16 protein-coding genes and 1 pseudogene are annotated in these 14,448 nt (G+C 41.7%); 3 read left to right on the forward strand and 14 right to left on the reverse strand.

Going from position 1 to position 14,448, the window contains the following annotated elements:
- The first annotated feature begins 2 nt into the window (after positions 1 to 2).
- Positions 3 to 686, forward strand: a complete 684-nt coding sequence (locus tag JBF11_RS03120) for a DapH/DapD/GlmU-related protein (protein WP_334315922.1) — start codon at positions 3 to 5, stop codon at positions 684 to 686.
- 87 nt (positions 687 to 773) lie between these two features.
- On the opposite strand, the gene JBF11_RS03125 is transcribed toward JBF11_RS03120, so the two are convergent.
- From JBF11_RS03125 to JBF11_RS03140, 4 genes are all read right to left on the reverse strand, one after another.
- Positions 774 to 1,529 carry a radical SAM protein gene (locus JBF11_RS03125; RefSeq protein ID WP_334315923.1) on the reverse strand — a complete coding sequence of 252 codons (756 nt, stop codon included), beginning with the start codon at positions 1,527 to 1,529 and terminating at the stop codon, positions 774 to 776.
- Entirely contained in the window at positions 1,520 to 1,768 is a 249-nt protein-coding gene (locus tag JBF11_RS03130; RefSeq protein ID WP_334315924.1) for a hypothetical protein, read from the reverse strand. Before JBF11_RS03130 ends, JBF11_RS03125 begins: the two co-directional genes overlap by 10 nt.
- A gap of 1 nt (position 1,769) precedes the next feature.
- Positions 1,770 to 2,573: a class I SAM-dependent methyltransferase gene (locus JBF11_RS03135; protein ID WP_334315925.1), complete on the reverse strand. Its 804-nt coding sequence runs from the start codon at positions 2,571 to 2,573 to the stop codon at positions 1,770 to 1,772.
- A gap of 80 nt (positions 2,574 to 2,653) precedes the next feature.
- The gene (locus JBF11_RS03140; protein WP_334315926.1) at positions 2,654 to 3,568 is read right to left on the reverse strand and encodes a cation diffusion facilitator family transporter; all 915 of its coding nucleotides are present in this window, start codon (positions 3,566 to 3,568) and stop codon (positions 2,654 to 2,656) included.
- A gap of 143 nt (positions 3,569 to 3,711) precedes the next feature.
- On the opposite strand from JBF11_RS03140, the gene JBF11_RS03145 reads away from it, so the two are divergent.
- Together JBF11_RS03145 and JBF11_RS03150 are read left to right on the forward strand one after the other, a co-directional pair.
- The gene (locus JBF11_RS03145; RefSeq protein ID WP_334315927.1) at positions 3,712 to 4,524 is read left to right on the forward strand and encodes an Mrp/NBP35 family ATP-binding protein; all 813 of its coding nucleotides are present in this window, start codon (positions 3,712 to 3,714) and stop codon (positions 4,522 to 4,524) included.
- 71 nt (positions 4,525 to 4,595) lie between these two features.
- Complete coding sequence (locus JBF11_RS03150; protein ID WP_334315928.1) at positions 4,596 to 4,784, forward strand: MoaD-like domain-containing protein; 189 nt, start codon at positions 4,596 to 4,598, stop codon at positions 4,782 to 4,784.
- 3 nt (positions 4,785 to 4,787) lie between these two features.
- Here the strand turns inward: JBF11_RS03150 and JBF11_RS03155 are convergent, their stop codons facing one another.
- The 10 genes and pseudogenes from JBF11_RS03155 to JBF11_RS03200 all read right to left on the reverse strand — a co-directional run bounded on the left by JBF11_RS03155 (position 4,788) and on the right by JBF11_RS03200 (position 14,447).
- Positions 4,788 to 5,555 (reverse strand): hypothetical protein, encoded by a 768-nt coding sequence (locus tag JBF11_RS03155; RefSeq protein WP_334315929.1) that lies wholly within the window; start codon positions 5,553 to 5,555, stop codon positions 4,788 to 4,790.
- A gap of 5 nt (positions 5,556 to 5,560) precedes the next feature.
- A complete protein-coding gene (gmhA, locus tag JBF11_RS03160) occupies positions 5,561 to 6,124 on the reverse strand; it encodes a D-sedoheptulose 7-phosphate isomerase (protein ID WP_334315930.1) in 564 nt (187 codons plus the stop codon).
- 65 nt (positions 6,125 to 6,189) lie between these two features.
- Positions 6,190 to 7,356, reverse strand: coding sequence for a cysteine desulfurase NifS (gene nifS / locus JBF11_RS03165; RefSeq protein ID WP_334315931.1), 1,167 nt, complete (start codon positions 7,354 to 7,356; stop codon positions 6,190 to 6,192).
- A 14-nt stretch (positions 7,357 to 7,370) separates the two neighbouring features.
- On the reverse strand, positions 7,371 to 8,213 hold the full coding sequence (gene nifU, locus JBF11_RS03170) for a Fe-S cluster assembly protein NifU (protein ID WP_334315932.1): 843 nt from the start codon (positions 8,211 to 8,213) through the stop codon (positions 7,371 to 7,373).
- 77 nt (positions 8,214 to 8,290) lie between these two features.
- Complete coding sequence (dnaB, locus tag JBF11_RS03175) at positions 8,291 to 9,775, reverse strand: replicative DNA helicase (protein ID WP_334315933.1); 1,485 nt, start codon at positions 9,773 to 9,775, stop codon at positions 8,291 to 8,293.
- A gap of 158 nt (positions 9,776 to 9,933) precedes the next feature.
- Positions 9,934 to 10,293 carry an acyloxyacyl hydrolase gene (locus JBF11_RS03180; protein ID WP_334315934.1) on the reverse strand — a complete coding sequence of 120 codons (360 nt, stop codon included), beginning with the start codon at positions 10,291 to 10,293 and terminating at the stop codon, positions 9,934 to 9,936.
- 762 nt (positions 10,294 to 11,055) lie between these two features.
- A pseudogene (gene tnpA, locus JBF11_RS03185) lies at positions 11,056 to 11,520 on the reverse strand (IS200/IS605 family transposase).
- Between the two features lie 157 nt (positions 11,521 to 11,677).
- Complete coding sequence (locus JBF11_RS03190) at positions 11,678 to 12,088, reverse strand: F0F1 ATP synthase subunit epsilon (protein ID WP_334316309.1); 411 nt, start codon at positions 12,086 to 12,088, stop codon at positions 11,678 to 11,680.
- Positions 12,089 to 12,142: 54 nt separating this feature from the next.
- The gene (gene atpD, locus JBF11_RS03195) at positions 12,143 to 13,558 is read right to left on the reverse strand and encodes a F0F1 ATP synthase subunit beta (RefSeq protein ID WP_334315935.1); all 1,416 of its coding nucleotides are present in this window, start codon (positions 13,556 to 13,558) and stop codon (positions 12,143 to 12,145) included.
- Positions 13,559 to 13,574: 16 nt separating this feature from the next.
- On the reverse strand, positions 13,575 to 14,447 hold the full coding sequence (locus JBF11_RS03200; protein ID WP_334315936.1) for a F0F1 ATP synthase subunit gamma: 873 nt from the start codon (positions 14,445 to 14,447) through the stop codon (positions 13,575 to 13,577).
- Position 14,448 lies beyond the last annotated feature (1 nt).

A 14,448-nucleotide genomic window follows, 5' to 3' on the forward strand; every position in this document is an offset into this window, starting at 1 on the left:
ACATGAATTATCAGGTTATTATATTTGGCACCGGCGGGCTTGCACAAATTCTCTATACGAAGTTATGCCAAACAGGACATGCTGTTTCTGCGTTTGTTCTTGAGAAAAAATATAAAAATTGCGAACAATTTTTAGGACTGCCGGTAATTGACTTTGAAAAGATAGAAGAAACATACCCTCCCCATTCCTATAAATTCATCATCGGAATTGGAGGAAACATGTTAAATAAGCTTAGAACAAGAATTTATCATGAATTTAAAGCAAAAGGATATCAGCCCATATCGTATATTGACAAGTCAGCAAGCATATTACCGGATTGCAGTGTCGGCGAACACTGCATTTTATTTGAAAATGTTGTCGCCCATTCTAAGGTAAGAATTGGCGATAATGTTTATGTGCTTCCGAACACATATTTGGGGCATCACAGCGTTATCGAAGACAATTGCTTTATTGCAGCACAAGTTTCTTTGGCAGGCGGCGTAATCATAAAAAAAGGATGTTTTTTAGGCGCTTCTTCTTGTGTAGCCAACAGTGTCACTATCGGAGAAAGCTGTGTTTTGGCGATGGGAAGTTACTGCACCAAAAGTTCCCCGCCTGACACATTGATCATCAACAATGAATTTTATGACGATGCGGAAAACCGGTTTGACAATTACTTTCAAAAAGCCAGAAAAAACTTTGAATAAAAGAATATAAATAAAAAAGCATTATGTTATTTTTTAGCAGTGAAAAAATAACATAATGCTTTTAACATGCGGCTGATATTTAAAAAATCAGATAATTTTTCTAAAAAACCGTTTAACGTTCATCCAAGGTGACGTTTCCATTTTCTCTAATTGGGCATTGACTTTTTCCTGCAATTCCATGGGCATGAAAAACGGCTCGACAGCCATTCCATTCACTTTTGCCAAATGACGGAACAAAGCGGCGGCTTTTACAGATTGATCTGTCACGCTCTTGTCCCTGATATCACGAAAATCAAAAGAAAATTCAACCAATGAAACATTGGACTTTTTGCAAAATTCAAAAAACTTTTCAATTTGTTTCAGACTGTTGTTTTCTTTAAAAATTATATATTTTATGTTGACTTTATTCGTATCTTTCGCATTATTGACATAATCGGCGATATGCTTGGTAACGGCATCCCATTTATCAACGCCCTTCACCCTTTTATATGTTTCCCTGTCGCCGCAGTCCAGACTTATGTTAACACTTCCCTTATTTTCCTGTAAAAAATCAATGATTGACTGCGATAAATGAAAACCGTTTGTATGGACATATTGAACAAAACCGTTATCCAAAGACCAACGGCTTGTTTCCTCAAAGTCTTTTAACAGCGTACTTTCCCCTCCGCCCCAATGAAGACTTGTTGTTTCCGGATTGATGGCTTTTTGTTCATATAAGGAAGTTAATGGCTCATACATGCTGTACGGTTTGATTTTTTCGGGATAATTCCATAAATGGCAGTAAACGCAGCGGCAATCACAATAATATTTGTGAGGATTGATGCTGACAATTCTTATATCCATTGGCGGGAACTCTTGCCCGCTATATATATATATATATCAGAACAGTCAGTGCAAAAAGCATTGGGCGGATTTTGAATTTTTTCCCTTACTTCTTCAATATGCTTGGTATATTTTTCAAAATCCACATATCCGCCGGTAAATGGAAATTCAGGCGCTCCCGCCCTATGGACATCGCAGCAAGGCGATATGCAAGTCGGCAAAAAATTCATGTGAAAATGCAGCTGATCACAATAATTCATATTATTCTCCTTTGGTGATTTCAACAATCAATGTTGATTCTTTACGTGTTTCAAGATTATTCAGCGGAGCGTGCATGCTTTTATGCAGCTCGCAAAAAACGTACTTTTTAAATCCCAATTCCTCAATGCGTCTTGCCAATTCTTCTTCATCATACAACCATTTATGCCCCCATGAACGAAAAGCGATGTTCAAATTTTCCGCCTGCGTCTTTATGTAGGTCAAATGAAATTTTTCAAACAATTCTTTTGTATCAGCAATCCATTGTTCTTTCGGCTTTAAATAATTGGCAACAGTATTTTTTAAATCGGGCATGGCTATACGAAGAACGCCATGGGGCTTTAAAACCCTCATAAATTCGGAAACAGCCCTCTTTCCCTCATCAACGGTCAAATGTTCCAAAAAATGTTCATTAAAAATAAAATCAACGCTGTTATCAGGAAAAGGAAGAGGATTTGCAAGATCCAAATTCAAATCTAATTTTTCTATATTGTTGTCAGAGTTATTATCAATATTGATCCATCCGGGTTTATAGACCATACCGCAGCCTACATGAAGCTTTACGGCGCTGTCCTTATATTTTTCCAAAACTTCCTGCGCTGAAGAAAAATTCGGAATTAATCCGGAAGGTTCTTTATGCGGGAAAGAAGGTTTCACCTCTTCCGAATTTTCTGAACCGGATATATATATATATATTGGAACAGAAGATAAAATTACCTTAATACCGAAAATTGTGAGGATTTTTTCTTTTTCATTGATAACTGTTCTGTTTTTCACAGAAAATATCGTTTCTAAAATTTTTTTCAAAACCGCCTCCTTATTCGTCAAATTATATTCTCATGATACTGATTTGTCAAATCCAATGCGGAATTTCACACGCTTTATCCCTAAGCGGGATTTACGTGTATCATGATATGTTTTACCTCCGGGAATGTCAGTTCCACGGCGGCATGCACGTTTTCCGCAATTTCATGGGCTTCTTTCAAGGACAAGGAACCGTTTAAAGAAATTTCCAAATCGACATAAATTTTATTGCCGAACATTCTTGTTTGAAGCAAATCGATTCTAACAACATCAGGCTGCGCGGAAATGAAAGCGGACAATCTGCGCTCATATTCCGCACCGCTGGAAGTATCGAGAAGCTTTGAAAACGTATCGCGCATGATGTCATAAGACACTTTCAGAATGAAAAAGCAAATGAATAAGGATGCCAAAGTGTCCATGACAGGATACCCGAGCATTGCTCCGCCAACACCTATGAGCGAGCCGATGGAAGAAATCGCGTCAGCCCTGTGATGCCACGCATCGGCCATGAATGCGGGAGAATTGATGATTTTCGCATAATATCTCGTATACCAATACATGGTCTCTTTTCCGAGAATGGAAACAAGAGCCGCAATCAATGCGATACAAGTCGGAATTTGCGCGGTATGATAAGAACCCGATATGATATTTTCAATGCCCGCTTTTCCGATACCCAAGCCTGTCAGCATAAGGATAATGCCGAGAACCAGCGATGCGACGCATTCATGCCGTTCATGCCCGTATTGGTGCTTCCGGTCGGCTTCCTGCCTTGAAACCTTTACCCCGACCCAAGCGATAATGGTTGTGATAATATCTGATAAGGAATGGACGGCGTCGGAAATCAATGCGCCGGAATGTCCTGAAACCCCGGCGAAAAGTTTGAAAATCGTCAAAAAAACATTGCCGATTATGCTCACCCAAGAGATTTTTTTTATGATTTTTTCTTCATTTGAAGAGTCGGAACACGTAAGACCGATATATTGTTTGCAGTCAGGCATAACAAAATCCTCAATAATGGCAATAGGGTGATTTTAACGATATCATATAAAATTACAAGAAAAATCGAGTAAAAATTCAAATTTTCTTATTGACATAATCAAAAATAAACCTAAAATATTTATAAAAAACAAATGAGGTTTCTATGAGTTCCTGTGATCATAACTGCTCAAGCTGCGGGCAAAACTGCGGCGAAAGAGATAAGGAAAGCCTGCTTGCTCCCGCACATCCACAGTCAAATGTGAAGAAAATCATCGCCGTTGTCAGCGGCAAGGGCGGTGTCGGAAAAAGTCTTGTCACAACGCTTTTGGCAACACAGATGAATAAAGACGGCTTTAAAACAGCCATTTTGGACGCCGATATAACCGGTCCTTCCATTCCTACGGCTTTCGGCGTTACGGAAAGAATTTCCGGAAACGATATGGGCATGCTTCCCGCCGTAAGCAAAAAAGGCATTTCCATGATGAGCGTGAACCTTTTGCTTGAACGCGCAACGGATCCCATTATTTGGCGCGGCGTCATCATTGCGAACACGGTAAAGCAGTTTTGGTCCGATACCGCTTGGGGGGACGTGGACTATATGTTTGTGGACATGCCTCCGGGAACGGGCGACGTGCCTCTTACGGTTTTCCAGTCTTTGCCTATTTCCGGAATTATCGTTGTCACTTCCCCGCAGGAGCTTGTGAGCATGATTGTTGAAAAAGCCGTGAATATGGCGGATATGATGAATATACCGATTTTGGCGCTTGTGGAAAACATGAGCTATTTCGAATGCGGCGGCTGCGGAAAACGCCATAAGATTTTCGGTGACAGCCATATTGAGGAAATTGCCAAAAAACACGGCATAAAACATATTTTCCAAATTCCTATCAATCCCGAAATTGCGAAAGCAGTGGACAGCGGCACTATCGAAGACTTTGAAAACGATTATTTCAAAGACGCAAAAACACTCTTATAAGCATGATATATGATGAAATATGGGCAGTTCCCGTTTACAGAATCGAAGAATTTTTTCAAAGAGAAGACAACATGACCTCGAAAAATTCTGTTCACGGGACTGCGTATTTTTTTAAAAATTGCCAAATCACCCTTGAGAAACTGCCTGCAAACGAAATGTTAAAAATTCCCCGAACAAAAGTTGTCATGCAAGGTGATGACAAGGACACAAAAGAAATACACGAAAAATTCTTCCTGAATTTTCTTTCGGCAGGCGGATAAAAATCAGCTCATAAAAAAATTATGCCAGCGCCTTTTCAAAGAACGCCACAAACCGGAAGGCTCGCGTTTTATGGGCATATCCAGCTTTTTGCCCAGTTCTTTCGTAATCAGGCAATTAGAATAGGAATAGCGCGCATTTCGGTATTTTTCAGCCAGGTAATCGAAATTGTCATAAAAGCGCTGCCGCATGCTCCCATACGAATAATGCTGGCATTTAATACCCAGTATTTTTGATTTTATCCCATATGTTTCAAAAGCGTTTATGCAAAAGTCTTCAACATATAAATCAAACTGCAGCCGCTCGTCAAAACGCAAATGATATTTTCGCACCAAACTGGAATGAACTGCCAAGCACTGGCAATCAAACGTATCGACTTGCGTGAACAAAGGACATGAACACCCGTAAAAACGGATATTTTTTCCGTTTTTGTCAGAATTTTTCACATATCCCAAACTTCTTAACAGATACCTATTTCGAGCGGGCACAAAAACCGTGCCTATCGGACCATAAAGGCTGTCTTTGTCCGCGCACTCCAGTTTATCCGCAATAGGGGACAAAAGTTCCCAATCTTCATGACAAAAAACAAACCATGCCTCTTGGGAATAATCATAATCATCAAGAAAAGAATTATAACGTACTGAAATATATTGGTTGTCAACCCTATTGTCAAAATCTGCAAATTTTGCGGAAGCAAAAAATGTATTATTTGCCACCAAGTCAGAATACAAAGGATAATCGCGCACAACGCTTACAACAATAAGATCATCCATAACAATCAATCGGCAAAAAAATGGTTTTCCACAATTTCGCAAAGAATATGCCCGCAAGCAATGTGCATTTCTTGAACAGAATTGGTGACGGTCGAGGGAACATTCAAACAAATATCAGCCAATTCTTTCATTTTTCCGCCATGCTCCCCGGTAAAAGCGACTGTCTTTATCCCCATTTCCTTGGCTTTTAAAAAAGCGTTGATGATATTTTGCGAATTGCCGGATGTGGAAATCCCCACAAGACAATCCCCTTTTTTTCCCACGCCCTCAAGCTGGCGCGCAAAAACATGCTCATACCCAAAATCATTGGCGATAGCCGTTATTGCCGAAGTATCCACAGTAAGACTTAAAGCGGCTAACGCGGAACGGTTTTTCTTGTACCTGCCCACAAGCTCGGCGGATAAATGCTGCGAATCGGCGGCAGACCCGCCGTTGCCGCAAAAAATGACCGTATTGCCCTGCTCTAAGGAAGCAATCCATGTTTTGGCGATATCGTCAAGAAGTGTGCTTTGTTTTTTCAGCTTTATGAAATTTTCTATGATGGTATCAAATAACAGTTCTGTTTTCATATGATAAATAATAGAAAAGCCTTCACGATTTGTAAAGGCTTTTCAAAAAATTATTTTTAAAAATTCTAGAAGCTCTTACCCCTGAAAGGTGAAATGGCTCTTAAATTTTCAATGATTTTAGGTGTCACTTCAATCACTTTTTTCACTTCTTCCTCCGTTGAATAGCGGGAAAGGCTGAAACGGACGGAACCGTGGGCATAGGTAAACGGAACCCCCATGGCACGAAGCACGTGGCTTGGCTCCAAACTGCCGGAAGTGCAGGCGGATCCGGAACTTGCGCAAATACCGAATTGGTCGAGCATAAGCAAAATTGCTTCACCTTCGACAGCTTCAAACGCGATGCTTGTCGTATTGGGCAAACGGTGCTCCCTGTCGCCATTGACAATGGAATTGGGAATTTGAGAAACAATGCCTTGCTCAAGCATATCACGAAGCCTTGCAACTTCTGTTCTTTCCTGCGCTATATTTTTTCCTGCAAGCTCGCAGGCTTTTCCCAAGCCGATAATGTAAGGAGAATTTTCCGTACCAGCGCGGCGCCCCCGTTCTTGGTGCCCGCCACGCAAAAATGGGCGGAAGCGTGTTCCGCGGCGAATATACAAAACCCCTATTCCCTTTGGCGCATGAAGTTTATGCCCGGATAACGCCAAGAAATCGATAGGCAATTTTTTCAAATCAATAATTTCCTTGCCAACTGCCTGCACAGCGTCCACATGCAAAAGCACGCCTCTTGATTTAACTATTTCGGCAATTTCGGCAATGGGAAAAACCGTGCCGGTTTCATTGTTGGCGAACATAATGGAAACCAAAGCGGTATCGGGACGGATTGCGGCTTCAAGTTCAGCCAAATCAAGCTGTCCTTTGCTGTCGACAGAAAGATAGGTTACATCATAGCCTTTCTTTTCAAGATAATCGCCCATGGCAAGCATGGCGGCATGCTCCACGCGGGTGGTGATGAAATGCTTTTTCTCAGGCTGTGTTTCAATGGCGGAAATAACAGCGGTATTGTCACTTTCCGTGCCGCAGGAAGTGAATAAAATTTCATCGGGCATCGCACCCAGCAATTCCGCAATTTGTTCTCTCGCAACAGCGATATGTTTGCCAACCTGTCCGCCGAAGCTATGCATGCTGGACGCATTGCCATACATATCTTTGAAAAAAGGAAGCATCGCTTCTAAAACTTCAGGGGCGACCTGCGTCGTTGCATTATTGTCAAAATAAATGATATTGGACATATTAAGCCTCGGTGTTATGCTTGCACAACGGTAATATTTCCGTCAACATGTTCTTTCAATGTTGATTCCACGACATCTTTCAACGTAACGGCGCTTGCGCGGCAGGAAGAACAAGCACCGCGCAAAGAAACAAAAACCTTATTGTCCACGACATCGACAAGTTCAATGTCTCCGCCGTCCTGTGTCAATCTCGGACGTATATCCTCTTCAATCACCTGAATGATTTTTTGCATTTTTTGAATATTGCTCAAAGGCTTTTTCGTCACAGGTTTAAGTTCGTGCAAAGCAAGCCCGGCATTCTTTTCTACTTCCAAAATTTGGGCTATGGCGTCCAGACACGTTCCGCACGCACCGCCTGCTTTTGTAAAATTCGTCACTTCTTCAACCGTTTGCAAATTATTTTCACGGATAGCTTTGATAATTTGATTATCCGTAATGCCGAAACATTTGCAAACCAATTTTCCTTCTTCCTCATGTTTCAACGGAGGCAAGCCCTTATAATTGCGAATTGCCGCCTCAAGAGCTTCTTCACCCATCACGGAACAGTGCATTTTTTCTTTTGGCAGACCGCCTAAATAATTCGCAATGTCTTTATTGGTGATTTTGCTTGCTTCTTCAACGGTTTTACCTTTGATGATCTCCGTTAAGGCGGAACTTGAAGCAATGGCGCTTGCGCAGCCGAAAGTTTGGAAGCTTGCATCTTCGATAACGCCCTTGTCATTGATTTTCAAAAACAATTTCAAAGCATCACCGCAGGCAAGACTGCCGACTTCGCCGATGGCATTCGCATCGGGCATTTCACCGGCATTTCTCGGATTGAGAAAATGATCGCGCACTATATCCGTATATTCCCACATAAGAATCTCCTTATTTTGATAAAAAAATATTAAGAACGAATTTTATTTTGTAAAGAAGCAAAATAAAAATTTTTTAACTACGTTGCCGTTGTTTCCGTCCCTCTTCCTTCTGCTTCCTCAATGTTATAAGAACGGTATTCCAAGTCGCCGAATGCCGTGTACTGCGGAATGAACAAAAGCTCTATGGAACCGGTCGGACCGTTACGGTGCTTGCCGATAATGATTTCCGCTTTGCCGTTTCGGTCGGTTTCGCCCTTTTTGGAAGCATAGTAATCATCGCGGTGTATGAACATAATCAAATCGGCGTCTTGCTCAATAGCTCCGGATTCACGCAAATCGGAAAGCATGGGGCGTTTGTCGGAACGCTCTTCTGTTTTACGGTTGAGCTGCGAAAGGGCAAGCACTGGAATATTGAGTTCTTTTGCCAATGCTTTCAAATTTCTTGAAATATCGGAAATTTCCAGTTCGCGGGAGTCGTTTCTGGCGGAATGCATAAGCTGCAGATAGTCAATAACGACAAAGTCCAAACCGTGCTGGGCATGAATACGCCGGCAGCGCGCCCGAAGTTCCAAAGGGGTCAGCATGGAAGAATCGTCGATAAAAATCTTGCTTGCCGTAAGCACAGAAGCCGCATCAGTGATTTTATTCCAATCTTCCGGCTCCATTGTTCCCTTACGGACCTTGCCGAGTTCCACATGCCCCCATGAACAAAGCAAACGCTCCATAAGCGATTCCTTGCTCATTTCCAAGGAAAAAATCGCCACCGTGGCATTATTTTTTATGGCTGCCCTTGCCGCTAAATTGAGGGCGAATGCCGTTTTTCCCATGGAAGGACGGGCTGCCAAAATAATCAGGTCAGAAGGCTGAAAACCGCCTGTCATTTTATCAAGTTCGATATAATCAGTGGCAAGCCCGGTTGTCCGCCCCTTATTCTTGAAACGTGTTGTGATGGTTTCAAAAACTTTATTGACTATTTCCTCGCTTCCCAAATACGTTTTAGTGTCATTTTTTTCTGAAATGCTGAAAATCGTCTTTTCAGCCTCGTCAAGCAGCATGGAAACATCATTGGTGCCGTCGTAACAAGAACTGATGATATGGGCTGAAGACTGAATAAGGGAACGGAGCAAGGATTTTTCACGCACAATTTTCGCATAATAGGGCGCGTTCGCTCCGCTGACAACAGACTCCGCAAGCATGGCGAGCCGTTCCGCCCCGCCTGATTCCTCTAGCAATTTGTTATTTTGCAGCCAATCCAAAACCGTCACCACGTCAGGATTGATATTTTTTGAATAAAGACTTGTGATTGCTTGAAAAATATACTTATTTGCCGGAAAATAAAAATCTTCCGCACTAACTGTGTCCATAATATCGTTCAATAACTCGGGACGCAAAAAAGCGCCGCTCAGAACCGCTGATTCCGCGTCAGCATTGTGGGGCGGAACACGTTTAAACAAATCTTCTTCTGTTTTGGACAAATCCGCTCCGGTATTGTTTTTCCGTTTGTATGAGCGTTTTTTCGGCTCATTCACAGGATTGTTCATATAGTCGCTTAAATCAGACATTCTTAGCCTCATTACTGAAATGATGTATACTGTACCTAAATTTCCTCCATTCAGCAATAATAATATTATCAAACGATATTATATGGTTAGTTATCATATGAAGATAATTTCAGATAACAAAACTGGCAGCATGCAGTTGTCATAAAAAAGACAGCAGGTTAAAACCGAAACCCGTAAGAAACACAATAGGTATTGATTCCGGAATTATGGTCGCTTATGCCCGCATTGGAAAAATGGGCAAAATCAAATTGAACACTATGCCTGAAATTTTCCCCAAATTGAATGCCCGCTCCGGCTTTTGAACGAAATTGGAAACTCATTCCAAAATTTTTATCATCAAACCGAGTATCAGAAAGAAGGCTGCCGCCAAATGTTGCAGAAAGATACGGGCGCCACATGCCCTTGCGTTTAAAAACAGCAGCTCCGCCCCCGGCAAGCGTTCCCCCAAAATCGTCAGCATCAGAACTGTGCCGCCAATAATGCAGTGAAACTTCCGCCAACGGATAAAGAAAAAACATATCATTTTCATAAATACAATCAAATGCCTTACGCAACGTCATATCAATAACTGCCGATTTGCAATCCCCTGTACCAACACTTGCGAAAAGCCACCATTCGCCGGAAAAAGCTTGGCTTGGTATAAAACAACACAAACTCAACACTAAAAAAATTTTTTTTAGAAAAAACACCATGTCAATTATACCTCTCTTTAAATATACATACAAATTTTAATACATTGATATAAAGAACCGGTAAATTTTGTTATCATTTTCTTTCGTTAATATATATATATATATTGTCAACAAATAAAATTCCCTCCAGAGTAACGTTTAAAAAACAGTATGAACTGAAATACGTCAGCATTTGATAAAGAAACACCCCAATGACAAAATATTGTACGGCATTAAACCGCAAACCGATTTTGCATGAGATGTATCATTAAGGTATACGCATCTTACTATAATCGATATAAAAATAAAGGGATTTTTAACCTCATAAAATGACTATCAGAAAAATTGCGACACTGATAGGTCATTTCCGAAAAAATCATGAAAAAATGATTATTGTCACGCAATTACAATCAATTCCATACTAAAAAACATGCCAGCTTTAAAAACAGTTATTATTGAGTTTATGCAGAAAAAATGAACGTAAACAAATGAGTTTTATTACGGCTTAAAGGCGAAAAACATAATACTGGCTTGAGCCTCAAGGCGCTTTGAATGTGTTAGCCAATCGCATTTCATTCACAAGCTGCTTAAAGCAGTTTACCTATTGCCTTAGTTATTCTTACAGCCCGTAAACAGGTCATAATATTCTTTGAGCGAATATTGGTCAGTCATTCTGTCCTCATTTAACTTATTTTGAATATACGCTTTTATTCTTTCTGTATTTTTACCTACTGTATCCACATATTAGCCCCTGCACCCCAAATGTCTGTTGCCATATTTATATTTTAGATTTGCATGTCTATCAAATATCATAAGAGAGCTTTTTCCTTTCACATAGCCCACGAATGATGATACGCTTACATTTGACGGAATAGCTACTAACATATGTACATGATCTGCACACATCTCCCCTTCTATTATTGTTACTTTTTTCTGCTCACAAAGTTGCCTGAGAATTTTTCCTATATCATTTTTTATTTTCACATAAATTGCTTTACGGCGAAATTTTGGTGCAAACACGATATGATATTTGCAATTCCAACGTGTATGGGATAAGCTCTGGTTCTCATTCATAAAAAACTTTCCTTCTTTGGTTTCGATTGACGAACACATCAAATGTATACCCAAAAAGGAAAGTCTTGTATCTAAAAATTTTTTATTCCACCAGGTTAGCTGGTGGTTTTTTTGAGCTAAAGCGTACAAAAAAGCCACCCGATTGGGTGGCTTTCATTTATTTATTATTTGCAATTTTTAGTCGCATGATGGCACGTTTCATTGCATTTTCTGCTCTGACAATATCTATGCCGTCTTGGTGCTTTGCATTTTGTAAACGTTCTTCTGCTCGAGCTTTTGCTTTTTCTGCTCGTTCCACATCGATATTTTCTGCCAATTCGGCAGCTTGTGCTAAAATAGTTATTTTATTATCAGCTACTTCGGCAAAACCGCCGGCAATAAAAGCCATATAATCTTTATTGCCAATCCTGTATACCAAAGTGCCAATACTAAGAGCAGTAAGCAGAGGAATGTGACCAGCAAGAACACCAAACTCGCCGTCTACTCCGGGTGCCCCGACATACTCAACATCGGAACTGAGTACCACTTGATCCGGGGTTACAATTTCAAGACGAAGTGCAGCCATTATTGCTATCTCCTATGCTTATGTTTCCCGCCCCGCATTTCGCAGGGCAGGAAAAAATTATGCTTGAGCTTGACGCTTATTATATTTTTCGATCGCCATTTCAATTCCGCCTACCATGTAAACGTCATTTTCTGAAAGGTGATCGTATTCTCCGCTTAAAAGACCTTTGAAAGCCTTAATGGTATCTTCAAGTTTTACATAAACCCCCGGGGTTCCCGTAAATACTTCCGCAACGTGGAACGGTTGGGATAAGAAACGCTGGATACGTCTTGCACGGGCGACAGTAAGCTTATCTTCGTCTGACAATTCGTCCATACCGAGAATTGCAATAATATCTTGCAGGTCTTTATATTTTTGCAGAACCATTTGCACTTGACGGGCGATGGAATAGTGTTCTTCACCAACAACTTGCGGATCAAGAATACGGGAAGTCGAGTCAAGCGGGTCAACAGCGGGATAAATGCCAAGCTCGGAAATCGCACGGGAAAGAACAAGGGTTCCGTCCAAGTGCGCAAAGGTCGTAGCCGGAGCCGGGTCCGTCAAGTCGTCAGCGGGAACATAAACCGCTTGCACGGAAGTAATGGAGCCGTTGGCTGTTGAGGTGATACGTTCCTGCAAACCGCCAAGGTCGGTACCGAGAGTCGGCTGATAACCAACGGCGGAAGGCATGCGGCCCAAAAGAGCGGATACTTCAGAACCTGCCTGCGTGAAACGGAAAATATTATCAATAAAGAGAAGAACGTCTTGGTTTTCATCGTCACGGAAATATTCCGCACAAGCAAGGGCTGTCAAAGCAACACGTGCACGAGCCCCCGGAGGTTCGTTCATTTGTCCGTAAACAAGCACTGCTCTTTCCAAAACGCCTGCGTCTTTCAGTTCATGGTACATGTCATTCCCTTCACGGGTACGTTCACCGACACCTGCAAATACGGAGTTTCCGCCGTGCTGTTTTGCAATGTTGTTAACAAGTTCCATAAGAACAACTGTTTTACCAACACCGGCACCGCCGAACAAACCGATTTTTCCGCCCTTAGGGAACGGAACCAAAAGGTCAAGAACCTTAATGCCGGTTTCCAATAATTCAACTTTGGTATTAAGTTCCGTGAAAACCGGAGCGGCACGGTGGATAGGAAGATATTTTTCAGCCTTTACCTCACCAAGACCGTCAACAGCTTTACCCACAACGTTCAAAATACGACCGACCGCTGCTTTGCCGACAGGCGCCATGATCGGAGCGTCCGTATCAACAGCTTCCATGCCGCGAACCAAGCCGTCGGTTGAGTCCATGGCGATAGTTCTTACGATATTATTACCGAGATGCTGCGCAACTTCGCACACAAGCTCGGGGGCATCGGTATTATTCGGGTTATTGATAACAAGTGCGTTCAAAATGTTGGGAAGCTGCCCTTCAGGGAAGGCAACGTCAACAACAGCACCGATAACCTGCACTATATGACCTTTATTACCTGTCATACTTCAAAGCTCCTACTTACTGACTTTGCAGTGCATTCGCACCGCCTACAATATCCATGAGTTCATTAGTGATCGCCGTTTGTCTTGTTTTGTTGAACAACAAGGTCAGCGAACCAATCATTTCATCACAGTTATTGGTTGCATTGTTCATAGCAAACATACGGGCAGCGTTTTCACTTGCGAAATTATCCAATAAACCGCGATAAATTTGCACATTCAAATACCGCGGCAAGAGTTCCGCAAGAAGTACGCCCACATTCGGTTCATAAACATACTCAATATCGCCATTCGCTTCTTCGTTTTCAGAAGGAACAACAGGCAGAAGCGGCATACTTGTGGGAACCTGACGGGACATGCTCACAAATTCGCTATAAACAAGGTACACTTCATCAGCATTATATTCTGTATAGGAATGAGAAATATCATTTCCAAGCGCAGTCGCCACCTGAAAATTAAGACTTCCCATAACATCAGTCATTGCGGAAAGAATTTGGTAATCGGTTTTTCTGACTGCGTCGCGCCCTTTGCGACCGACACAGATAAAAGAAACCGTTTTTCCTTCCTTTTCTTTCTCTTTAGCTAATTTCAATGCGGTATTTATCAAATTGACATTAAACGCTCCGCACAAACCACGGTCGGAAGTGACAAGCAAGATAAGAACGTTTTTCTTATGTTCATGGTTTTCCAAAAGAGCATGGTGAGCCCCTTCGGTGCGGGCGGCTAAGTCGGAAAGCATCGCATTGAACTTATCCGCATAAGGACGGAAGCGTTCAATACGCTGCTGCGCACCACGTAAGCCGGCAGAAGCGACCATTCCCATTGCGCGGGTGATTTGCTTCGTTTTTTTTACGCCGGCTATTTGCAGTTTAACATCTTTCAAGGAAGGCATA

The sequence above is a fragment of the Taurinivorans muris genome (assembly GCF_025232395.1).
Classification (GTDB): Bacteria; Desulfobacterota; Desulfovibrionia; order Desulfovibrionales; family Desulfovibrionaceae; genus Taurinivorans; species Taurinivorans muris.